The 22,665-nt window shown below is 52.0% G+C and carries 17 protein-coding genes; 8 read left to right on the top strand and 9 right to left on the bottom strand.

Annotation, left to right across the window (positions count from 1 at the left end):
- Positions 1–14: 14 nt before the first annotated feature.
- The gene (locus HMPREF0645_RS09685) at positions 15–449 is read right to left on the bottom strand and encodes a Fur family transcriptional regulator (RefSeq protein WP_007174806.1); all 435 of its coding nucleotides are present in this window, start codon (positions 447–449) and stop codon (positions 15–17) included.
- Between the two features lie 97 nt (positions 450–546).
- Between HMPREF0645_RS09685 and HMPREF0645_RS09690 the strand changes: the two genes are divergently transcribed.
- Positions 547–1,437 (top strand): FAD-dependent thymidylate synthase, encoded by an 891-nt coding sequence (locus HMPREF0645_RS09690; RefSeq protein WP_044123504.1) that lies wholly within the window; start codon positions 547–549, stop codon positions 1,435–1,437.
- Between the two features lies 1 nt (position 1,438).
- Entirely contained in the window at positions 1,439–3,118 is a 1,680-nt protein-coding gene (locus HMPREF0645_RS09695) for an RluA family pseudouridine synthase (RefSeq protein WP_044123505.1), read from the top strand.
- A gap of 439 nt (positions 3,119–3,557) precedes the next feature.
- Here HMPREF0645_RS09695 and HMPREF0645_RS09700 read toward each other — a convergent pair whose 3' ends face one another.
- On the bottom strand, positions 3,558–5,219 hold the full coding sequence (locus HMPREF0645_RS09700; RefSeq protein WP_007174808.1) for a putative transporter: 1,662 nt from the start codon (positions 5,217–5,219) through the stop codon (positions 3,558–3,560).
- Between the two features lie 178 nt (positions 5,220–5,397).
- Between HMPREF0645_RS09700 and HMPREF0645_RS09705 the strand changes: the two genes are divergently transcribed.
- A complete protein-coding gene (locus tag HMPREF0645_RS09705; protein ID WP_007174809.1) occupies positions 5,398–6,486 on the top strand; it encodes a mannose-1-phosphate guanylyltransferase in 1,089 nt (362 codons plus the stop codon).
- A 97-nt stretch (positions 6,487–6,583) separates the two neighbouring features.
- On the opposite strand, the gene HMPREF0645_RS09710 is transcribed toward HMPREF0645_RS09705, so the two are convergent.
- From HMPREF0645_RS09710 to HMPREF0645_RS09735, 5 genes are all read right to left on the bottom strand, one after another.
- Positions 6,584–6,982 carry an HIT family protein gene (locus HMPREF0645_RS09710; RefSeq protein WP_007174810.1) on the bottom strand — a complete coding sequence of 133 codons (399 nt, stop codon included), beginning with the start codon at positions 6,980–6,982 and terminating at the stop codon, positions 6,584–6,586.
- Between the two features lie 10 nt (positions 6,983–6,992).
- Positions 6,993–7,460 (bottom strand): transcription elongation factor GreA, encoded by a 468-nt coding sequence (greA, locus tag HMPREF0645_RS09715; RefSeq protein WP_007174811.1) that lies wholly within the window; start codon positions 7,458–7,460, stop codon positions 6,993–6,995.
- A 311-nt stretch (positions 7,461–7,771) separates the two neighbouring features.
- The gene (locus HMPREF0645_RS09725; RefSeq protein ID WP_044123562.1) at positions 7,772–8,341 is read right to left on the bottom strand and encodes an outer membrane beta-barrel protein; all 570 of its coding nucleotides are present in this window, start codon (positions 8,339–8,341) and stop codon (positions 7,772–7,774) included.
- Positions 8,342–8,439: 98 nt separating this feature from the next.
- Positions 8,440–11,886 carry an AAA domain-containing protein gene (locus tag HMPREF0645_RS09730; RefSeq protein ID WP_007174814.1) on the bottom strand — a complete coding sequence of 1,149 codons (3,447 nt, stop codon included), beginning with the start codon at positions 11,884–11,886 and terminating at the stop codon, positions 8,440–8,442.
- Entirely contained in the window at positions 11,873–12,496 is a 624-nt protein-coding gene (locus tag HMPREF0645_RS09735) for a methylated-DNA--[protein]-cysteine S-methyltransferase (protein ID WP_007174815.1), read from the bottom strand. The genes HMPREF0645_RS09730 and HMPREF0645_RS09735 overlap by 14 nt, the downstream gene beginning before the upstream one ends.
- A gap of 140 nt (positions 12,497–12,636) precedes the next feature.
- Here HMPREF0645_RS09735 and HMPREF0645_RS09740 point away from each other — a divergent pair, with 140 nt between their 5' ends.
- Positions 12,637–13,104, top strand: coding sequence for a nucleoside deaminase (locus tag HMPREF0645_RS09740; protein WP_007174816.1), 468 nt, complete (start codon positions 12,637–12,639; stop codon positions 13,102–13,104).
- Positions 13,105–13,134: 30 nt separating this feature from the next.
- Here the strand turns inward: HMPREF0645_RS09740 and HMPREF0645_RS09745 are convergent, their stop codons facing one another.
- Positions 13,135–14,151: a YqiA/YcfP family alpha/beta fold hydrolase gene (locus HMPREF0645_RS09745; protein ID WP_007174817.1), complete on the bottom strand. Its 1,017-nt coding sequence runs from the start codon at positions 14,149–14,151 to the stop codon at positions 13,135–13,137.
- 501 nt (positions 14,152–14,652) lie between these two features.
- Between HMPREF0645_RS09745 and HMPREF0645_RS09750 the strand changes: the two genes are divergently transcribed.
- The 4 genes from HMPREF0645_RS09750 to HMPREF0645_RS09765 are packed head-to-tail and all read left to right on the top strand — an operon-like array spanning position 14,653 to position 22,372.
- On the top strand, positions 14,653–15,921 hold the full coding sequence (locus HMPREF0645_RS09750) for a DUF2264 domain-containing protein (RefSeq protein ID WP_007174818.1): 1,269 nt from the start codon (positions 14,653–14,655) through the stop codon (positions 15,919–15,921).
- 41 nt (positions 15,922–15,962) lie between these two features.
- A complete protein-coding gene (locus HMPREF0645_RS09755; protein WP_044123507.1) occupies positions 15,963–17,108 on the top strand; it encodes a glycoside hydrolase family 88/105 protein in 1,146 nt (381 codons plus the stop codon).
- A gap of 51 nt (positions 17,109–17,159) precedes the next feature.
- A complete protein-coding gene (locus HMPREF0645_RS09760; protein WP_007174820.1) occupies positions 17,160–20,366 on the top strand; it encodes a glycoside hydrolase family 2 TIM barrel-domain containing protein in 3,207 nt (1,068 codons plus the stop codon).
- Positions 20,367–20,413: 47 nt separating this feature from the next.
- Entirely contained in the window at positions 20,414–22,372 is a 1,959-nt protein-coding gene (locus HMPREF0645_RS09765; protein ID WP_007174821.1) for an alpha-L-arabinofuranosidase C-terminal domain-containing protein, read from the top strand.
- 92 nt (positions 22,373–22,464) lie between these two features.
- Here HMPREF0645_RS09765 and HMPREF0645_RS09770 read toward each other — a convergent pair.
- Positions 22,465–22,665 (bottom strand): rhamnogalacturonan lyase family protein (locus HMPREF0645_RS09770; protein ID WP_007174822.1); only part of this gene is annotated, 201 nt, incomplete at its 5' end.

Below are 22,665 nucleotides of genomic sequence, written 5' to 3' on the forward strand. Positions count from 1 at the left end.
GGCCGACTGTTGTGTCAATGCTCATGCCGGCAGCGCTCTGCACATTGTGGACAAGTGCCCTTCACCACGTAGTTGACGGTTGTCATGGAGTAGCCCTCGGGCAGATCCACTTGGGGCACGGGCATGTCGTGGAGACAAAACAGCCGGTGGCATTGCTCGCAATAGAAATGCACATGCATGTCCTCGTCCTCGTCTTCGTCGTGGCTCAGGCATAGCTCATACTTCACTCCGCCGTCACCATCCTCCAGCACATGCACCAATCGGTGTTCGCGGAAGAGCATCAGGCTGCGGAAAATGCCACTCTTGTCGATGGTCACGATCTTGTTTTCCAGGTCGGAAATCGACGAGGGGTTCATCGCCGCGGCCAAAGCTTTCAGCACCACGATACGGTTGCTGGTGGGTCTGATGCCGTGCTTTTCGAGCATTTTTACGCATGTAGATTCATCCATAGTACTTGCAAAAATACAAATAAAAATGTTGTTTTATCCTCGATATGGTGTTAAATTTCTTATCTTTGCATATCTAATCGCGATAAAATATCAATCAATGAAAATACAAGAACCATCCTTCGAGATATGGTTGCAGGAGCCGGGACTCCAAGGGGTGTACCGCCAGATCGAGCGTGCCGGCCGTGTTTGTTACAAGAGTGAGACGCATCGCACCGACGATTCAGCCCGACCCTTCGTGGAACGAATGCTCAGAAATGACCATACGGCGATGTTGGAGCATGGCACGGTGTATCTTGCCCTTAAGGTCTCTTCTTCTACCGATGACGCGGAGGCGCGCTTGGAAACAACAGTAGCCCAGAAGTACGTGCAGAATAAGTTTTCTCATGTTCATACAGTGGACGGTGTGGCATACATTACGACCAACCTACGTGTTCTTGCCGAAAACCATTGGATGGACGATTTGCGGTATTTTGTGGAGCCGACAGCGCATCACGAGCGCCGAATCACGGTGCACTTCACGACCCAGATTGGCACCACGCGCGAGTTCAACCGTCACCGGGCCAACTCGATGGCCGAGCAAAGCACCCGCTACTGTAACTATGCCAAGGCAAAATTTGGTAACGAGATAACGGTGAACTTGCCCACATGGGTGAAGGAAGTGGACGAAACGGCTTCGCTTCCCGAGCTTTTCGAGAAGGTGATGGCTGGCACGGCCACCGATTTGGAGAACTGGACGTTTGCCAATCTTGCGGCCGAAAAGGCCTATATGAATCTCACGGCAGCCGGGCGCAAGGCGCAGGAGGCGCGCGCTGTGTTACCCTTAGACACCAACACCGAACTGGTGCACACGGCTTTTGTGTCCGACTGGAATCACTTTTTCGACCTCCGTGCTATCGGCACCACTGGTGCACCCCATCCCGATGCAAAGATACTGGCCGAGCCATTGATGGAGGAGTTTCGCCGGCGGGGACTGATAGCAGCAGAATAGTTTGAAAGATCTTTCCATCCTTCATCCCCTCCATTCGTCTGTTCGGCCGCGGCCGCGGCTGAACAATCCGTTTTATTACACCCCCGATGCACTAACGCGTCAGGCGGTCGACGAACTTGTCGACTATCTCTCGGGTGCTCCTTCCCAGCATTTTTCCTCTCGTCCCATCAGTCCCGAATTTCAATCAGAGATTGCCAAGGGCAAGATGTTCGGCGTGTTAGTCGTGGAGCACAGTGCTTCCCCATCATATCCTTCCCTCTTCTCTCCCCATCCTTCCCTCTTCTCTCCCCATCCTTCCTCTCTTCACTCTTCACTTTCCCCTCTTCACTCTTCTCTTTCCCCTCTTCACTCTTCTCTCTCTTATCTTTCCGGCTACAGCGGTCAGATTTGCGGACGGAGCGACTGGGCTGACTTCGTGCCCGCGGTGTTCGACTATCTTCAGCCCGAAGGATACTTCAAACGCGAGGAAGCAGAAATCGAGAAGCTAACCCGCGATATTGAACACCTCCCCCTGCCGCTCCAGTGGGAGGGGAGTTCGCAAGCCGGTGAGAAATCCGAGTTTAACAAGAACAGGCGAGCGGACGAAAGCCATGAGGAATACATCCGTCGTCGGCAGTTTGAGAATGCAGAACTGCACCGCTGGAAACTCAGGGTGCGCGCGGAGCGGCAAGATTTTGAAGCCAGGGAGCAACAGAAAGCGGACAGGATAGCTGCCCTGAAGCGACTGCGACGACAAAAGAGTGACAACTTGCAGGCGTGGTTATTCCGTAATTTTGTGATGAGAAATGCACGGGGCGAGCAACGCGACCTGATCAGCCTGTTCGGAATGGATCATGACTATCCGCCTGCCGGTTCCGGCGAGTGCTGTGAGCCCAGACTGCTGCAATATGCGTTTGCCCATGGGCTGCGTCCGGTAAGCATGGCCATGTTCTGGTGGGGCGAAAGTCCGAAGCAGGAGGTGCGCCATCATCTGCAATTCTATCCTGCATGTAGTGGAAAGTGCAAGCCCATTCTGCGCTGGATGCTCCAAGGCATGGATGTCGATCCTAACCCGCTGGAGCAGGAGGAAACACACGAACTGAAGATTGTCTATGAAGACGACACCCTCTGTGTGGTGGACAAGCCTGCAGGTATGCTCTCGGTGCCGGGGAAGGGCTGCCGTGAGAGCGTGCTCGACGTGATGCGTCGGCGGTGTCCCGATGCCACGGGAGCCCTTGTGGTACACCGGTTAGACATGGCAACGAGTGGACTGATGGTGGTCGCCAAGACGGCGGAGGCTTATCGGGAGTTGCAGAGGCAGTTTGCCACGCGGAGCGTGAGAAAGCGGTATGTGGCTATCTTGAGTCGGCAACCTCGGGAGCCTAAGGGAGAAATCGCCCTGCCGCTTCGTCCCGATCTCGACGACAGACCGCGCCAGGTGGTTGATTCGGTGTATGGAAAACCGGCGTTGACGCACTATGAAATTATTGACGGTTGCCGTGTGGCGCTCTATCCCCGTACCGGGCGCACCCATCAACTGCGCGTGCACTGTGCCCACCGCGACGGACTCGACAGTCCTATCAAGGGCGACGAGCTTTATGGCCGACGGGCCGAACGGCTGTACCTGCATGCCGAATGGCTGGCTTTCAGGCATCCGGCGACGGGAGAGGAAGTGGAGTTTACGTCGGTGGCTCCGTTCTGACGAATCACGATTTTCAGGCCGTTTCCCTTCTGCAATGACAGCACGACGTGTAAAAATAGATGACCGTTTATCGGTCCAGTTTTTTGAGCAAACCAGAGCAAAAAGCGCCATGTTTTGACGACCAAAGTTCGTCCGAGCGACACAAAAAAATCGGTTGGCCCTGCGAAAAAGGTCTTGTCGTGGTGTCGTTCGAGTCGATTGATTGTGCGAAGAAACCTTAGTCGCGGTGCGGTTAGGGCTTAGTCGCCTTGCCATTCGATAGTCAACCGCAAGCGATGAAATGGAGGTGGAAACAACGATTTGCCTAACTGGCTGACGGTTAGCGTTCTACGAATTTCTGCAAATTTCTCGAATATTAAATCCCAAACTTTGTGTTTTGAAATTCGCCAAGCCTGAAGGGGTGTTTGTCAAGATTTCTTATTAAAAACCGTTCGCCTAACTATGCCAGAAACATTATCAGTATTTGTGCGATGATAACTCGGATAAACATGCCCAACGGATACACCGTGGCGTAGGAAACACTTGGGGTGTCGCCCTTGATGGTGTCGTCGGCATAGCCCAGCGCCATGGGGTTGGCCATGCTGCCACAGAGTATGCCGCAGATGGTTCCGAAGTCGTATTTCTTGGTCCTCAGGGCGACAATGCCGATAATGAGCACGGGGATAACGGTTAAGAGAAAGCCGATGCCTACCCACGTGATGCCTTCGGGTCGAACCACCGTGCTTAGGAAGTCTTTGCCGGCATCCAAGCCAAGGCACGCGAGGTATAGCGATATGCCGAGCTTGCGGAGCATGAGGCTTGCGGAGCGCGTGGTATAGGATATGAAATGCATGCGGGGCCCCAGGGCGCCAACAAGGATGCCCATCATGATTGGGCCTCCGGCGATGCCCAGGCGAACCGGTGTGCTCATGCCTGGGAGGGCAATGGGAATGGTGCCGATGGCCAGACCGAGGATGAGTCCGAAGAATATGCTGCCGATGTTGGGCTCTTCGAGCGTCTTGACAGAGTTGCCGAAGAATTGCTCGGCATTGTTCACGTCCTCGTGTTTGCCGACGATGGTTACGCGGTCACCGTATTGCAGACGCAGGTTGTGACTGGCCAGCAGTTTGATATCGCCACGAATCACACGGCTCACGTTGACGCCATAGACCTGCCGCATGTGCAGGTCGCCAAGCCGCTTGCCGTTCAGGGTGCGACGGGTCACCACGCAGATGCGGCTCTCCACGTTCGAATCGATGACATTCCAGTCTATCTTCTCCCGGTTCCAGTCTTTCTTTTCCTGTTGGCCGAAGAGCAGCACGAGGGCATCATCGTCCTCTCTGTTGGTCACGACAAGCAGTGAATCGTTGGTTCGAATCACCGTGTCAGCCAGTGGAACGATGACCTCGTTGCCACGCCAGATGCGCGAAATAACGAAGCGCAAGTGTGACATCTGCACAATCTCCAATATCGTTTTGCCGTCTACGGCGGGGTTGATCACGTTGAGTTGAGAGATGACGGTGTGGTTGTCGTCATCTTGTGATTTCACCTCGAGGTCCTGGGGCTTGACAAAAAACTTACGGATAAACACCATGGCGAGTATCACGCCCACCACACCAAGCGGGTAGGTGACGGCTGTTGCCAATGCCGCGCTGCCATTGGAAATACCAATATGCTCGAGGGCTTGGGTGGCTGCACCGAGCGCAGGAGTGTTGGTCGTGGCACCGCAAAGCAGTCCTACCATATTGGGGAGGCTCACGCCGGTGATGGGAATGAGGACAAGCGCCATGACGGTTCCTAAGACAATCACCGCCAATCCCCATAGATTGAGGGCCATACCCTCTTCTCGAAACGATCCGAAGAAGTTAGGCCCGACGTGCAGCCCCAGGCAATAGACAAATAGGGCTAAGCCGAAAGTCTCGATGAAGTCGAGGGTTTGGGCATCTGCCGACAAGCCAATGTGGCCGGCCAGGATGCCTGCGAAGAATACGAAAGCAATGCCAAGCGATATGCCCATCACCTTGATTCTTCCCAGACCCAGGCCCAGAGCAATAACCAAGGAGATGACGATAACCGTCTGTAAAGGCGAATGAATGCAGAAAAGAGAAGATGTCCAATCCATGACGCGCGTTGTCCTGTAGAATCGTGTGCAAAATTAGTAAAAAGCAGGGAGGTGGAGAAGTAAAAAGACAAAAAAGGTTGGATAATCGAAAAATAACGGAAAAAAGGTACTAAAACGTTTGAAGACTCGTTTTAACATTGTAATTTTATTGTTGATTTAAATCTATACTGAGAAAATAATGGCAAATTCCGAAAACTTCTATTGTCTGATCTTAGCCGGGGGGAAGGGTCGGCGTCTGTGGCCGTGCAGCCGGGAGAACTTTCCCAAGCAGTTTGTTGATTTCTTCGGAACGGGGCGCACGCTCCTGCAGCAGACCTACGACCGGATGGCAGCCATTCTTCCTGCCGACCACATTTTTATCAATACCAATACGAATTATCTGAGCTATGTGATGGAACAACTGCCCGATGTGCGGCGCTCGCAGATCATGGCCGAACCCATCCATCGCAACACCGCGCCCAGCATTGCGTGGGCAACGCACAGAATATTGCATGCTAACCCCAAGGCAAGTTTCATTGCAGTTCCCTCGGACCAGCTCATTATCCATGAAGATGCGTTTCGGAGGAATGTGCTTGACGGGCTGACTTTTGTGTCTGGTAACGATGTGTTGCTTACCATGGGCATCAAGCCAACCCGACCTGAGCCGGGCTATGGCTATATCCAGTTGGCGGAACCGTTGGAGCATGATGTGTATGTGGCGAAAACATTTACTGAGAAGCCCAACCGTGAGTTTGCCAAGACATTTATGAAGAGCGGCGAGTTCTGTTGGAATACCGGCCTGTTTCTGGCCAATGCAAACCACCTCTGGCAACGTCTCTCCAGACTTCTGCCCTCGGTGTTACGTACGCTCGATGACATCAACTATTATGCCTCCACCGAGCAGGAGGATGCTTATATGCTGGATCACTTCCCGTCTTATCCTAATGTGTCGGTGGAAATGGGACTTCTGGAAGGTGCCGAGGGAGTGTGTGTGATGAAATGTGATTTCGGTTGGGCTGATGTCGGGACGTGGCATGGCATCTATGAGGCTCTGCCTAAAACACCCGATGACAACGTGATCATTAACTCTGATGTTATCATTGAGAACAGCCGCGGCAACGTTATCAAACTGCCCAAGGGAAAACTTGGTGTCATTGATGGACTCAATGACTTTATTGTGGCAGAGAACGACAACGTGTTGCTGATATGTAAGAAAGAAGATTCTTCGGACCTTATCCGCAAATATGTTACTGAGGCCAGGATGAAGAATGGAGATCGGTATGTGTAAAAGAATGGAATAACGGCCGCCTAAGCAGGCAGGCCGTATGAGTTTCTCTGTTTATCCGGGTGATTACTCTCCCTCGTTATGCGTGGGAAGTGAGGGGTTAGAGGCTTTCAAACGCCTCGAATATCTTCTCTGCGGTCTCCTTCATTTCCTCTTCGGTTAGCTTCACATGCTTCTTGAAATCCACGTCGCCTTCACTGTTGATGGGCATAAGGTGGATATGGGCATGGTTAACCTCAAGGCCAAGCACCACCTGGGCAACCTTCTTGCATGGAAAAGCAGTGCGGATGGCCTTGGCTACTTTCTTGGCAAAGAGTTCGAAAGCAGCCAGATCGTCATCCTCCATGTCAAAGATGTAGTCTATTTCCTTGCGTGGAATTACCAAGGTATGACCTTTCACAACAGGGTTGATGTCCAGAAATGCATAGAAGTTTTCATCCTCGGCACACTTGTAGCTGGGAATGTCGCCATTGGCGATCTTAGTGAATATTGTAGCCATGGTTGTTGGATTATGCGATGGAGATATTGTCTATGCGCAGCTTCAACGTACCACGCGGCACTTTGATTTCCACTTCCTCGCCCACCTTTTTGTTGAGCAGACCCTGCGCAATGGGGGTGTGGATGGATATTTTGTTCTCTTTCAGGTTGGCCTCGCTTTCGCTGACGATGGTGTAGGTCATTTTCTTCTTGGTGGCAAGATTGGTCATCTCCACTTTCGACATAATCTGCACTTCATCGGCCGACAATCTGCTCATATCGACAATCTTTGCCTGAGCAATTGTCATCTTCATCTCGTTGATCTTGTTTTCCAGATGAACCTGGGCCTCTTTAGCGGCCTCATACTCCGAATTTTCACTCAAATCGCCCTTGTCGGCAGCCTCGGCTATTGCAGCAGAAGCTTTGGGGCGTTCAATTGCTTCAAGTTGGTGAAGCTGGGCTACAAGTTTGTCATAGCCCTCTTTTGACATGTAAGCCATTCGTTATTTCTTTTAATTGTTAATGCTTTTTGTAAATATAAACTTTAGAAAACAAGATTCCGACATCTCTACAATGTCGGAATCTTGTTTTCTAAAGTTTGTGTTTTTTCGTGTTTCTGCAAAGATAGGTATAATCTTTGATATGGGCAATTTTTTTGGTTGTTTTTTCCCGATATCGTGAATCGGGTCAACAAAATTTCCCAAAAAGCTTATACCACTATGGCATAAAAAGACCCGGAACCGATGGTCGGCGTCCGGGTCTGGTTTGTTGTTATACAAGGGAGTCGGGTTGCGGCACCCTACTGTATTGTTTAGAGTTCGAACTTATAGCCCAAGGTGATTTGGAACACGCTGTTCTTAGCCTTGGTTGTATCAAAGGCCTTGGTTACTCCGAAGTTGTAACGACCGTCAACTACGAAATTGCTGATTTCGTAAGACAGACCAACAGGAATAGACAGGTCTACTGTTTTGGCATCGGTTTTGTCCTTGCTAATGCAGAATCCAGGCTGCAAACCGAGTTTCACGGCTAATCCTGGAACAACATACACATTGGCCATAACCGGTACATTGATGTAGCCCGTGTTGAGTTTCTTCGAATCTAACTTAACGGTTCCTAACAATGGAATGTCTGCTTTGCCACCGCCCCACTTGGATCCTTGCATGGAGTAGAGTACACCGGCAGAGAAGCTAACCATGTCAGTTGCCTGATACTCGAGTTCAGCACCAGCGGCCAAGGCAACTTTGGCATCACCTTTCAATTCGCTAAGGTTTGCGATATTAACACCGATCTTTGGTTGAATGGTCGTTGTTCCAACTTCGTGCTGTGCGTAGGTTGCTACAGAAGCAAGCATTACAACTGCTGATAAAATAAATTTTTTCATAATCTTCATGTATTTATTAAACAAAATTATCCTTGAAAATTCGACGGCAAATATACGTAAATTAGCTCGGGCGGCATTATTTTGTTATATTTTTTTCACTATTTTACATTTTTATAACTACTTAAACATCCCTTTCCCTCTTTATAATAGTCCAAAAGTTGTTTAAATATCGGAGAGTGTGAAAGAACTTTAAGATTTCCCGTAAGGATCAGTTGCTTGCGTGCGCGAGTCATGGCCACGTTGAGTTTACGGTCTATCCAATGTCCGTTCTCCTCAAAGGTGTTAGCTGTGAGAAAGTTGAGCTGGTATCGCTGTTGTATGGTTAGCGAGTAGATGATGATGTCACGTTGCGAGCCTTGATATCGCTCCACGGTGTCAATGCTGATGTTTTCGAGGGCAGAGATGTCAAGTTTCTCGATTTCCTGGCGTATCATGGCTATCTGGTTTCGGTAGGGAACGATGACGCCCACAGTCTTGTCAGGGTCGAAACACTCTGCGGTGAACCGATGAATGCGCCGCAGTAGGTCAGTCACGATGCGCGCTTCATCGGCATTCACCTTATCGGATATGTCGGGCTGACGGCAGTCCTCCGAGGCAAAAAAGAGCATCCGATGCTGCTTCAGGAGGTCGTCTATAGCGTCTTCCGATGCTGCGGAGTAGCCAATCGAGTTGGTTTCCTGGTGGGGCAGGGGAACCGTTGTGAGCCGTTCGTCGAAGTAAAATGCCGTGCTGGGGAAGTGGGCAATGTCCGGATGCATTCGACCTTGACGCCGAAGAACACCCATGAAGTCCGTCCGTCCGCTCTTTTGTTCCAACCTGATCAGTCGTTCGAAGAGACTGCTCTTGCAGTCTTGCAGTCCGATAGCCTGCAGCTCAGGTTCTGTCACCGTTGCATCGCGGTCGTTTTGCTGCACCACAGCCGGCAGCTGCTTGTAGTCGCCTATCAATATAAACTTGTCAATGTTGCATATCGTTTCATCTTGTCCGCTTGCCGTAGCACGGTGACTGGCCAGCAATCCGATGATACCGGGCTCGAGAATCTGTGAACTTTCGTCGACGATCGCTGTGGAAAAATGCTTCAGGCTGAACAGAAACGGTCGGGATTGCAACATCGATGTCGTTCCCACCACCACACGGGCATCGAGCAGCATCTGTCGCATCGCGCTCAGTTTGGGTTTTTCACCAATCCTGCCTGACAGGAGATAGGGCTTGAACTGAGGTGCACAGCTCAGCTCATTACCTATTCTGATAAAGTCGATACCGGCCTCCACGAGCATACTGCAAATCTCATCGACCGCACGGTTGGTATAGGACAGAAGGAGAATGGCGTGATCCGGCAGCACAAGACTTTCCTCCATCATGAATCTCAGCGCCCTACTGGTCTTGCCGGTACCCGGTGGGCCAACGAGCAGAAAATAGTCCCGGGCCTGTTTGGCCTTCAGCAGAATGGGGTCGAGCAGGGTGTCGTAGCTGCGCGACAAAGTCACGGTTTTGTCGCTACGCGGTGCGCGTTGGCCAAGCAGAAGCGCCTTGCGATCGGCGGTGGAGGTGACAAATTCGTAGAGGGAATGTATGGCTGCACCCCCTCCCACATCGCTGTTGCCATGCTCAATGCACCACGCAAACTGTTGATCGGGGCGTGCATCCGCTCCGGGAGAAGACAGGAGGGCTGAATAGGGAAGTCGTTCGAAGATGTCCGGATTCTGTTGTCCGTTGTTCAGTTTCACGGTGACACGGTCAGGATGAATCTCCGAGAGCCCACCCCTAAATACCATCGCCTTCCGAATGTCGGGTTCCTCGTTTTCGGGATACGCATAAAGACACACCATATCACCCCTCCGGAAGTTGGGCAGGAAGTCTTCGCCCTGCACAGGAACTGCCAGAGTGACAAGGTCATAACTGTTGTTGCCCTTTTGTTCCCGGCTTTTCTCCTTATTGATAATGGTCAGTCCGGTATAGATATTACCCGTCTCCTTTTTTTCCTGAAGGGGCATATTCCAGAGGTTGGCCACACAGTTGCCCGTGCCTTCCACCACCCCCACTTTCGACATGAGGTTCTCGCGGATGGCAAATTGCATCATCCTGCAGAAATAGGCACGCTCCAATGGCTGTAGGTGTTGCAGGGGAATGAGGGTGGCTTCGAGCGGCGGGCGCAGGTAATTTTCGTAAAAATATCCGTTCAGTCCCGTGGTGTTCAGGTTGTCGGAGGTGAGTTGTGGCAGGATGTGAGCAACCCCGTTGTGGGCCATGTCAAACTCGAGGGCGATGGCTTCGTTTCGAAAACGTATGGCCTCATAGACCAGTTTCATGAGATTGGCCACACTTATCAGCCCGCCCGGAAGGGGATATTTGGAATAGAGCAACCGTATATCAGTGCTCGATTGATGAAAGTTGTAGTAGAGTATACCGAAATACAGCAGCAGCTGCACATAGTGCTTCTCCATCATCTGCGAACCATGGGCGTTTCTGGTGTTGCGTTCGAGCATGATGTTGCGCCCCGACTTCTGCTCCACCAGCAGTTTCAGGTCGGTGGTCATCAGGTCCACACGTCCCTGTATGCCTAATTTTTCGCAGACAAAAGAAGGCTCAAGGATGGCCTTGTTCAGGTCAAACTCCCTGCGCAACTGTTCCACAATTTGTCGCAGGTTGGCTACCTGGGCAGAGGCATCCTGCTTGAATTGTTCTGCGTCGAAATCCAGACAGGTGCTGTATTCCAGCGCCTTATCCTTGAAACTTCGTATCAAGGTATGCCGGATGTCGGCTTTCGGATTGTTGATGATGTCGTCGAGCGCGCTGCCCGCAAAGTTTCCGAGCAGTATGGCTTGGCTGTTGGTTTTCTCCTGCATGCGGCTGACGAGGTAGAGCAACGGGTGGTGTCCGTAGTCTTCGAAGCACGATGCGATGACCGAGATATCGAGCAGGCAGTCGGGTTCCACCACGATCAGGCGTGGCGTGATGGTGTTTCCATCCACCTCGCAGCCCAGCAAGTTAAGGCTCATACCCACTTGCAGAATGTTGTTCAGATATCCCATGTCTGCATATTGCGTCTCCTTGGTATAGCAGACGGTTTTCATCGACTCCGCACCCTCCTCGTCTACCACCACCGTGATGGTGTTTTCGTCCCACGCATTCACGGTGCACCGCTTGTCGGGCGCATTGGCATGGATGGATCTGTCCGTCGTTTTCCGGTTCCGTGGAAGTTTCGATGTGAGGTTGTCGGGCACAGCAACGCCAAACACTCGGCCGATGAGCGTGGCCAAGGCGCTGGCATCATACAGTCGGTCTTCGGGCAGGAGAGCCTTCGTGCGGTTGCTGTTGCGTCGCATTCGCCGTATGGCATTGGCCTCCTCGAGAGGGATGTGGAATTGGCGGATGAGCGTCTCGACCTGCGAGTTGAGGTCGCCAAACCCATGTTTGGAGTCTTTCAGTCCCTCCGCACACGTCAGCACGAGCGTTTCGTGCATAATTTTATTACGCACGGCGGGAGCAACCTGGTCATCGGAGAGAACCGTCGAAATTCTCCCGAACAATTCAGAACAGTCCATCCAGCTCCCCCTTGAAGATATCATTAGACAATTCCTCGGCCAACGGAACAGTGCTGCTGTTAACCGTCAGGCGCAGGGGTCCCTTGCTCAGAGCGCTTCCGGCAGCGGCCTCCTCGGCCACCTGGGCCTCCCATTCCAACAGCCTTTTCTTCAGCTCCCGTCCCCAGTGGTATTCGCCTACCGACCCGTCGCTGTGGATAACCCGATGACAGGGAATGAGCATGGCCACGGGATTGCGGGCGATGGCCGATGCCACGGCACGCACGGCTCCGGGCGAACCCAGGCGGTCAGCCATGTCCTGATAGCTTGCGGTCTGGCCGAACGGAATTTCACGCAGCTGGTTCCATACCCCGATCTGGAACTCCGTACCACGCAGGTCGATGGTCAGGGGCTTGTCCAAACCTTCAAAAATGACACCTGCTACGGTCTCTGCCATCTCGTTGTCAATGGTGGTGGAGGTGTAAACACCCCACCGACTGCCCAGCTCGTGGATGGCTTGCATCCTGCTGTGTTCCAGAAACTGCAGGTCGCAGATGCCTTTTGCCGTGGCCGCTACAATGATTTCGCCAAAGGGGCTGTCGCTGAATCCGTAAACAATAGTTCCCATCATGGTACAAAGATATAAAAAACGGGTGAAAGCCTACCGCAAGATGTAAAAAAAATTGGGTTATCCGTTGTGGAACTTCAGAATTTTCTTAATTTTGTAAAGCGGCCTTGTGGCCTTGAAAACCGACAATAATATAGACAGTTATGGATAAAACAGAACTTATGCGCAGGGCCATTGTCCTCAGCGAAAAGAGTGTGATGACAGGTGGTGGCCCTTTCGGGGCAGTGATTGCCAGAAACGGCGTGGTGTTGGCCGAGGCTTCCAACAGTGTGACCATCGACCACGACCCCACGGCGCATGCTGAGGTCAATGCCATCCGGGTGGCCTGCGATCGCTTGCACACTTTCGACCTGTCGGGGTGCGAGATCTATTGTTCCTGTGAGCCATGCCCCATGTGTCTCGGAGCCATCTATTGGGCCCGACTCGACCATATTTACTATGCCAACAATCGCAAGGCGGCTGCCAGCATAGGTTTCGACGACGATTTGATCTATCAGGAGATAGGCCGGGCCATGGCAGACCGCCAAAAACCCATAGAAGAATTGCTGCCCGAGGAGGGCCGGAAAGCCTTCGACCTGTGGCGCAGCACAATCAACAAGACTACTTATTAACCCTTCTTGCTCCCTTTCGGGATGCTTCTGTCATTGTCCGTTTAGCCTTTTGTAGAACGTTATGATTTCTTCCCACGTCTTGAACTCATCGCTTCCGAACGCAATGCCGGTGCCCATGAATTCTTCACAGGGGTTGGTGTCGATGAAATAGTCGCCATAGAGCAGATGCTTCCGGTTGGTGTAGATCACGCGGTCGTGGGCCGGCGTGGACAGATACTGCTCCACCCAGGCGGCGTTGGCAGCAAAGGTTTCGTGCTCGTTGGTCGGAGCCGGCATCACGATGTACACGTCATACGTCTCGACAAGCATCGAGAAGGCCTTGACTAAGCTCGAAGCCGGCTTGCCCCAGCCATCGCACAGTGTGCTTTGGTCAATATATACGATGTGGCGTTCGCGCCCTTCCTGTTTGTCATCAATCCATCTGATGGCCGGCACCACACCGTTCATGAACGAGCGGTCGTCCATGCGGTGCTCGCCGTGGAAGTGGGCCGCCTGTGGGTAGTGGCTCCTGTAGAGATCGAACGTATGCACCACCGGATCAGCATCGCCGAAGAGTCCCCATACGCGACGCTGTTCCTCGGTTTTCTGTTCGGGAGTCATGGCTTCCAGTTCCACAAAACACCGCTCGGTCATCTCTTTGTATTCTTTCTCCAGTGCCTTGGTCACGATAAACTCTTTCTCGCCGTCCTCGCGTGGGTTTTGCCACGTCTGCATCCCCGTCATGCCGTGGTCTTTCATGGTTTGTCCCATTTGAAAGGCAGGGTTCACCAAGATGCGGTCGTAGCCGTAGAGCATCTCGGTGTACATGCCACCCATCGACGTACCGATGATGAGGTCGGGACGCTCCTCGGCTGCCTTCTTTTTCAGAAAATCCAAGGCTTCTTCCGGATGCAGCGGAATGTCGAATGCGACGACGCGCGCATGGGGAAAGACCTGTCGGATGCGTGCCACCGTACCCGTCGCTGCTGACGAGCCGAAGCCGTGGTTATACATGATGGTTTTCCCGTTCATCAGGTCGGGAAATTGTTTGATGTAAGGATTGTCCATGGTTCTTTCTTTTGGGAGGTCGAAAAATCATTTCTGGAAGTTGCCTCCGCCGGCACCTCTGCCATTCCCGTGGGGTGAGGCAGGGTCGTTTATGCAACTCCCATAACTATTGCAAAGATACAAATTTTCACCTAAAAAGTCTCGCTGTGATGCTTCAATTTATTTGGACATTCGGTCATGAGGATCTCTCCGGAGTGACTACCAGCTGTTTTGTGATGCCCATTCGACTTGAACGTCATCACACAACGGCCGCCATACACGTGTACGTCGGCCGTCATACACCTGTCTGCCGAACGCGATACACGTGTATTGCGGCCGCCAAACGCCGGCGATAAAACGTCATGATGAGGCCTGTTGGTTGTAAATATGACACAAAACGAATTTAAAAAATGTTTAATGTGGTAGAAATAGCTAAATAAACATTATCTTTGTGCTATCTATCTGGCATTTTCCTGCCTTCCCAATCATGAAGTTGATAGATTCATCAAAAACCTAAAAATAATGACAAGACAAATTCTTAAAGCCATTGTAGTGGTCGTGGTGTGCCTGCTGCCCGTGAGTGGCGTTTCAGCAAAGAAGAAAGCCAAGCTCACCGATCGCGAGTATTGGTGCCACCAAGCCTACACCATGGCGCGTCCGGTGTTGGAGAATATGGCCAAGGGCGAATTGCAGAAGAACATGCAGCTCGAAGTAAGCCCCAACTGGGATGGCCGTAACAAGAAAGTGGCCTACATGGAGTGCTTCGGCCGACTGATGGCTGGCATCGCGCCCTGGTTGGCTCTCCCCGACGACGCTACGGCCGAAAGCAAGCAGCGTGAGCAGCTGCGCACCTGGGCGCTGGCAGCCTATAAGAACGCGGTTGACCCACAAAGTCCAGACTATCTGGCTTGGCGCGGACATGGACAAGCGCTGGTGGACGCAGCCTATGTGGCTGAAAGCTTTATCCGCGCCTACGACGTGCTGTGGAAACCATTAGACGATGTAACGAAGAAAAGATATGTTGAGGAGTTTACGCAGTTGCGTCGCGTAGATCCACCCTACACCAACTGGTTCCTCTTCAGCTCGGTGATCGAGAGCTTTTTGGCCAAGGCCGGTGCCGAATACGATGAGTTTCGTGTGAACACGGCCTGTCGCAAGGTGGAGGAATGGTATGTGGGCGACGGATGGTATGCCGACGGTCCGGTGTTTGCCTTCGACTATTACAGCAGTTATGTGTTCCATGCCATGTATCTCGAAACCCTGCAATGCATGGTTGATGCGAAGGCCAATACACGCTTGGATTATCAGAAATACTGGAACCGCGCTTTAAAACGTGCGCAGAAGTTTGCCATTATCCTTGAGCGTTTCATCTCGCCCGAAGGCACATTCCCCGTTATCGGTCGCTCAACGCCCTACCGATTGGCTGCCCTGCAACCTCTGGCACTGCTGGCCTGGTATCAGAAATTGCCGAAAGACCTGAGCAACGGACAGGTGCGCGCAGCCCTCACGCAGGTGGTGCACCGCATGTTCGACCATCAGAACAACTATAATGAGGGTGGATTCCTGACCATAGGCTTCTGCGGGTCGCAGCCCGGAACGGCCGACTGGTACACCAACAACGGCTCGCTCTATATGTGTTCGCTCAGCTTTATGCCCCTCGGCCTGCCGGCCAATTCGCCGTTCTGGACTTCAGAGGCAGAACCCTGGACACAGGTGAAGGCATGGGGTGGACAGCCATTCCCGAAAGATCACCGATGGAGCGACGATATACAGACGAGAGACAAGTGGTAAGATTAATAAAAAACAGGGCTTACGGGCTCTTGATTTGTGATATGAAAAGAATACTTTTTTTGGCCGTATTGGCCTGCATGACCCTTGCTACGCAAGCCAAGGGATGGACAAAAGAACAAGTGGCCGACGTGATCGCCCAAGTGAACAACTACTGGCAACAGAACAACAAGGCTGAGACACGCAGCTTCTGGGATCCTGCTGCCTACCATACGGGGAACATGGAAGCTTACAAACTCTTAGGCAACGAGGCATGGCTCGACTACAGCAAGCGCTGGGCCGAGCACAACAACTGGCAGGGAGCACGCGAGAAGGACCCGTCGAAGTGGAAATACAAGCACTACGGCGAGGGGCAAGACTTCGTGCTCTTCGGCGACTGGCAGATATGTTTCCAGACTTATATAGACATGTATTGGATTGAAAATGCCAAGGGAGGCTCTGCCCGCAACGAGCGCATGGTGCAACGTGCCAAGGAGGTGATGGGCTATCAGGTGCGTACCAAGGCCAATGACTACTGGTGGTGGTCCGATGCACTCTATATGGTGATGCCCGTCATGACCAAGATGTACAAGCTGACGGGCGACGAGATCTATCTCGACAAGCTCTACGATTATCTGTTATACTCTGATGAAATCATGCTCGACAAGGAGACTGGTCTCTATTTCCGCGACGGGAAATATGTGTATCCCAAGCACAAGAGTGTCAACGGCAAGAAGGATTTCTGGGCACGCGGAGACGGATGGGTGCTGGCCGGGTTGGCCAAGGTGTTGCAGGACATGCCCCAGAGCTACCGCCATTACGACTTTTTCCTTAACAAGTATAAGGTCTTGGCCGATGCTGTGGTGAAAACACAGCAGAAGGGCGGCTACTGGACACGCTCGATGCTCGACCCCAAGCATGCCCCCGGCCCTGAGACATCGGGCACGGCTTTCTTCACCTACGGGTTGTTGTGGGGATTGAACAATGGTGTGCTTTCCCCGAAACATCCTGCTGCAAAGACTGTGAAAAGAGCGTGGAATTACCTGACTAAGACGGCCTTGCAACCGAGTGGGAAGGTGGGCTATGTGCAGCCTATTGGCGAAAAGGCCATTCCCGGACAGGTGGTGGACCAGAATTCGCAGGCCAATTTTGGTGTAGGAGCGTTTCTGCTGGCTGCCTGCGAATACTATAGATATTTGGATAAGAAATAAGAAGAGAGATACACTGCGAATTTATCATTAAAAACCAAAACCATATTCATTATGAAGAAAAACCTTTTGATAGCGGCTGTGGCTGCCATGGCCCTGAATACGAATGCAGCGATTGCCGGGAAACCGGCAGCTGCAGAACCAGACCCGCAGCCCACTTGGACGGAGTGGAATGACCAGCAGGTGAACGCGGTGAACCGCTATAGGTTGCACACCCAGTTCTTTAGTTATGAGAATAGGGCGTTGGCCATGAAGGGAGATATGGCTAAGTCGGACAAATTCATGTCGCTGCATGGCACCTGGAAATTCCATTGGGTGCGCAATGCAGACCAACGCCCCACTGATTTCTACAAAACCGATCTCGACGATTCGTCTTGGAAGACCATGTCTGTGCCTGGAATTTGGGAGGTGAACGGCTATGGTGACCCGGTATATGTGAATATAGGACTGGCCTGGCGCTACCAGATGGACTGGAAAAATCCCTTGAATGTGCCTACGAAGGATAACCACGTGGGAAGCTATCGCCGTACCATCGACATACCAGCAGGCTGGGATGGCAAGCAGATTATTGCTCATTTTGGGTCGGTAACCTCGAATATGTATCTCTTTGTCAATGGCCGCTACGTTGGCTATACGGAGGATTCGAAGGTCGCTGCCGAATTCGACATCACCAAATACGTAAAGCCGGGCAAGAACCTGATAGCCTTCCAAATCTTCCGTTGGTGTGACGGTTCGCTGAGTGAAGACCAGGACTTTTGGCGGCTTTCAGGCGTATCGCGCGACAGTTATCTCTATACGCGCAACCCACAAGTGCAGGTGAGCAATATCCGTATTACTCCTGACTTGGGCAACAACTACGAGGATGGTGAGCTGATGGTCAATGTCGACGTGACGGGAGACCCCATCATCGAGTTCCAATTGCTCAACCACAACGACCTTGTGGTGGGTAAAACTACTGGAAACTTCCGCAGAATGACCCATGGAGCATCGCGTTTTGTGGTGCGGAATGTGAAGAAATGGACGGCCGAGACACCTTATTTATATACACTGCTGGCCATCGTGAAGGATGCTAAGGGCAATGTCGTGGAGGTGATTCCGCAGAAGGTGGGCTTCCGTAAGGTGGAAATCAAGAACGGACAGTTCCTTGTTAATGGTCAGCCTGTGCTGATTAAGGGTACCAACCGTCACGAAATGGACCCCGACGGCGGCTATGTGGTGACGCGTGAGCGTATGATTCACGATATCAAGATAATGAAACGGCTCAACATCAACGCCGTGCGCACCTGTCATTATCCGAGTGATCCTATTTGGTATGACCTTTGCGATGAATATGGACTCTATGTGACGGCAGAGGCTAACCAGGAGAGTCATGCCTTCGGTTATAAGGATGACTCGGAGGCTAAGAAGCCATGCTTTGCCAAGCAGATACTTGAGCGAAATCAGCATAACGTCGAGATGCACTACAACCATCCTTCGGTGGTGGTATGGAGTTTAGGTAATGAGACGGTGGATGGACCTAACTTCACGGCCGCCTACCAATGGATCAAGAGCCAAGACCAGAGTCGTCCCATCCATTGGGAGCGTGCAGGACATGGTGACAACACGGATATCTTCTGTCCGATGTATTATTCGCATGATGCCTCCGAGCGTTATGCCAAGAATGCGAAATACAACAAACCTCTGATACAATGCGAGTACAACCACACGATGGGTAACTCTGGTGGTGGACTGAAGGAATATTGGGATTTGATTCGTAAGTATCCCAAGTTCCAAGGTGGGTATAACTGGGACTTCGTAGATCAGGCGTTGCATCGCAAGCCCGATTTCAAAGCTAGTCGTTCACTGGCCGACTACGAGGCCATTGCAGCCAAATATGAGGCCGGTACGGGAACCATGTCGCCCGTCTACACGTACGGTGGCGACTACAATGACAGGGATGCGTCGGACAATAACTTCAACTGTAACGGCGCTATCGGTCCTGATCGCCAACTCAACCCTCATGCTTACGACCTTGCCTACTGCTATCAGAACATCTGGGCCGAACCCATTGACATGAAGAATGGCAAGGTGTCAGTCTATAATGAGTACTTCTTCCGCGACCTTTCCAACTACAAACTTGTGTGGAATCTGATGCAAAATGGTCGGAAAATACAGAGCGGCGAGGTGTCAGATCTGAATGTTGCTCCTCAGCAAAAGACCGTTTTGACCTTGCCCTACAAGGTTCCCGCAACAGGAGAGGTAATGCTCAACATCGAGTTTAAGCTCAAGGAGGCCGAGCCTCTGATGTCAGCCGGACAGACTGTGGCCTATCGTCAGCTTGCCGTGCGCGAGGTATCACCCACCCTGCCCATGATGCAGGGGGTGAAATCGAAAATCAAACTGAAGGACGACAAGAAGGCAAATGTCTACCACATCACTTCCAAGAGTAACATTGATGTTGTGTTTGACAAGACCACCGGGCTGCTCACCAAGTATAATGTGGATGGCAAGGAACTCTTAGGTGAGGGTGGAACCCTGCGCCCCAACTTCTGGAGAGCCGTGACCGACAATGACATGGGCGCACAATTGCAGAAGAAATTCAAGGCTTGGCGCAATCCCACGATGAACCTCAAGACCCTATCCTATCAAAAGATGGGCAAGGATGCTGTTCGGGTAATTGCCAAATATGACATGCCTGAGGTGAAGAGCGGTCTCTCGCTTACCTATACAGTGTATGGCGATGGCACCATGGAGGTGGAGCAAAGCCTCAATGCCATGACGAAAGACAAGGTTGAAGGGCTCCTCCGCTTTGGTATGCGAATGGATCTGCCCTACAAGATGGATAAGAGTGAGTTCTATGGTCGCGGTCCCATCGAGAACTATATTGACCGCAAGGAGAGTCAACCGGTGGGTATCTATGCACAGACAGCGGACCAGCAGTTCTATCCCTACATCCGTCCGCAGGAGACTGGTACGAAGAGCGATCTGCGCTGGTGGAGGCAGTCGGCCAATTCCACCACGGGATTCAACCTTAATTCTGACAAGCTCTTTAGCGCCAGTGCATTGCACTACAGTGTCGATGATCTCGATGAGGGCGATGAGAAGGATCAGCGTCATGCCACGGATCTGAAGAAGAGTAAGTTTACGGAGCTTTGCTTTGACCTTGCACAATTCGGCCTGGCTGGTGAGAATAGCTGGGGCGCATGGCCTTTACCACAGCATCGACTGGGCTACAAGGACATGACTTTCAGGTTCCGCATCACCCCGCTGAGCAAGCGTTGATAGAATCAAATCAAATGATTTACACATAATAAAAAAACGAAACAGATATGATACTACGTAGTTTCCTTAGCGTATTGGCGTTGGGTCTGATGGTGCCGTTGGGCGCCTCAGCCCAGCACCGGTTCACGGTCAACACCAAACCAGGTGCTGAGATTCAGCCAACCATGTATGGAATTTTCTTTGAAGACATTAACTTCGGTGCTGATGGCGGCCTGTATGCTGAGATGGTGCAGAACAGAAGTTTTGACTTTCCCAGTCATCTCATGGGCTGGAACACTTATGGTAATGTAAGTTTAGCATCGGCAAAGCCGGCTTTCGACCGTAATCCCAACTACATTGTGATACTGCGTTCAGGTCACCGTGAGAAGCGATCGGGAGTAGAAAACCGCGGCTTCTTTGGCATGGGTTTCAAGAAAGACATGACCTATGAGTTCTCCGTGTATGCCCGAATGCATAACTTGGAAGACAAGGAAGCCAAGATACGGGTGGAATTGGTGGACGACCAGAATATTCCGATGGACAGAAAGAGCATTTCCATAACTAATACTTTGTGGAAGAAGTTTACCGTAACGCTGAAAGCCAACAAGACTGTGGAAAAGGGATTGATGCGCATCTTCCTCGAAAGTGCAGATGCGGTAGACCTTGATCACGTGAGTCTGTTTCCCGGGGATAACTGGAATGGCCTGCGCGCTGACCTCGTGAAAGACCTCGAGGACTTACATCCGGGCGTTTTCCGCTTCCCCGGTGGATGTATTGTGGAGGGCACAGACCTGGCCACTCGCTACCAATGGAAGAACAGTGTGGGACCGGCCGAGAACCGCCCGCTTAACGAAAACCGGTGGAACTACACCTTTGCCCATCGCATGTACCCTAATTATTACCAGACCTACGGGCTGGGCTTCTACGAGTATTTCCTCCTTGCCGAGAAGATTGGAGCCGAACCTCTGCCCATCGTCTCAGTGGGATTGGCCTGCCAGTATCAGAACGACGACAAGTCGACCACGGCGCACGCTTCCTTAGATGATTTGCAGCCGTATATCGACGACGCCCTCGACCTCATCGAGTTTGCCAATGGAGCAACGACGACAAAATGGGGAAAACTTCGTGCCGACATGGGGCATCCGGAGCCTTTCGGCCTGAAACAGATTGGCATCGGTAACGAGCAGTGGGGTGAACTCTATCCCGTGCGCCTGCAAAAGTTTATCGAGCAGATTCGCAAGAAATATCCCAACATCATGATTTGTGGTTCTTCCGGTCCATCAGCCGGAGGCGAACAATTCGACTATGGGTGGAAAGAGATGCGCCGACTCGGCGTAGAACTGGTGGATGAGCACTATTATATGTCTCCCGACTGGTTCTTTAAGAACGCCGGTCGCTATGACAACTACGACCGCAAAGGGCCGAAAGTGTTTGCCGGTGAATATGCCAGCCATGTGCGCGGCATCGGCAACGAGCCTGACGTGGCCATGAACAATTTCGAGGCCGCGCTTTCGGAGGCTGCCTTCATGACAGGGTTGGAACGCAATGCCGACCTGGTGCATGAGGCCACCTACGCCCCCTTGTTCGCCCATGTGGAGGGATGGCAATGGCGACCCGACCTAATTTGGTTCGACAATCTGCGTAGTGTGCGTTCGGTCAACTGGTATGTGCAGATGCTCTATGCCACCAACCGCGGTACCCATACGCTCTCACTGACCGAGAACAACCAGGCTGTGAAGGGTGACAACGGACTTTATGCCAGTGCCGTTTATGACAAGAATGCTAAGAAATACATTGTGAAGATTGTCAATAACAACGACCAACCCAAGGAAATCGCACTGACCTTCAAGGGTGCCAAGGGTCTTGGAGCAGGTACAGCCACCCTGTTGCATGCCGATGACATGCGTGCAACCAACTCGCTTGCCAATCCCACCAATGTGGTTCCCAAGGAGTCAGCTGTGCAGGCCAACGGCAATAATGCCACTGTTACGGTTCCTGCGAAGACCTTTGCGGTGTATAAGTTTTAGACAGAGGACAGAACAAGCAAGACAATAAAAACAGCGTTGCCCCTTCCTTACAAGTGTGGGGGCAACGCTGTTCGTTTTTCAGGCCCTGATCGTCAGGGCTTTTTCGTGTTGGGTAATGGAGCATCAGGACCGAGATAATAGCCCAATTCCGGTGGCTGGTTGTAGGCCACGTTCTCTGCAGCCACGCTCTCCCGATAGGGGATGTCGGTCATGAGGCAGGGCACGCGGTGCTGTGTGGGGATGTCAGTGGTGTAGATGCGCAGTTCCGTACTCGCCTCATTGCGCACGATTAC

It is taken from the genome of Hallella bergensis DSM 17361 (assembly GCF_000160535.1).
In the GTDB taxonomy this organism is placed as follows: Bacteria; Bacteroidota; Bacteroidia; order Bacteroidales; family Bacteroidaceae; genus Prevotella; species Prevotella bergensis.

Bases quoted from the DNA above. Each gene is read 5' to 3' on its own strand.
- HMPREF0645_RS09740 (WP_007174816.1), top strand. From the start codon at position 12,637: ATGGATAAAACAGAACTTATGCGCAGGGCCATTGTCCTCAGCGAAAAG.
- HMPREF0645_RS09735 (WP_007174815.1), bottom strand. From the start codon at position 12,496: ATGATGGGAACTATTGTTTACGGATTCAGCGACAGCCCCTTTGGCGAA.
- HMPREF0645_RS09730 (WP_007174814.1), bottom strand. From the start codon at position 11,886: ATGGACTGTTCTGAATTGTTCGGGAGAATTTCGACGGTTCTCTCCGAT.
- HMPREF0645_RS09725 (WP_044123562.1), bottom strand. From the start codon at position 8,341: ATGAAAAAATTTATTTTATCAGCAGTTGTAATGCTTGCTTCTGTAGCA.
- HMPREF0645_RS09755 (WP_044123507.1), top strand. From the start codon at position 15,963: ATGAAAAGAATACTTTTTTTGGCCGTATTGGCCTGCATGACCCTTGCT.
- HMPREF0645_RS09705 (WP_007174809.1), top strand. From the start codon at position 5,398: ATGGCAAATTCCGAAAACTTCTATTGTCTGATCTTAGCCGGGGGGAAG.
- HMPREF0645_RS09750 (WP_007174818.1), top strand. From the start codon at position 14,653: ATGACAAGACAAATTCTTAAAGCCATTGTAGTGGTCGTGGTGTGCCTG.
- HMPREF0645_RS09690 (WP_044123504.1), top strand. From the start codon at position 547: ATGAAAATACAAGAACCATCCTTCGAGATATGGTTGCAGGAGCCGGGA.
- HMPREF0645_RS09760 (WP_007174820.1), top strand. From the start codon at position 17,160: ATGAAGAAAAACCTTTTGATAGCGGCTGTGGCTGCCATGGCCCTGAAT.
- greA (WP_007174811.1), bottom strand. From the start codon at position 7,460: ATGGCTTACATGTCAAAAGAGGGCTATGACAAACTTGTAGCCCAGCTT.
- HMPREF0645_RS09745 (WP_007174817.1), bottom strand. From the start codon at position 14,151: ATGGACAATCCTTACATCAAACAATTTCCCGACCTGATGAACGGGAAA.
- HMPREF0645_RS09710 (WP_007174810.1), bottom strand. From the start codon at position 6,982: ATGGCTACAATATTCACTAAGATCGCCAATGGCGACATTCCCAGCTAC.
- HMPREF0645_RS09765 (WP_007174821.1), top strand. From the start codon at position 20,414: ATGATACTACGTAGTTTCCTTAGCGTATTGGCGTTGGGTCTGATGGTG.
- HMPREF0645_RS09685 (WP_007174806.1), bottom strand. From the start codon at position 449: ATGGATGAATCTACATGCGTAAAAATGCTCGAAAAGCACGGCATCAGA.
- HMPREF0645_RS09700 (WP_007174808.1), bottom strand. From the start codon at position 5,219: ATGGATTGGACATCTTCTCTTTTCTGCATTCATTCGCCTTTACAGACG.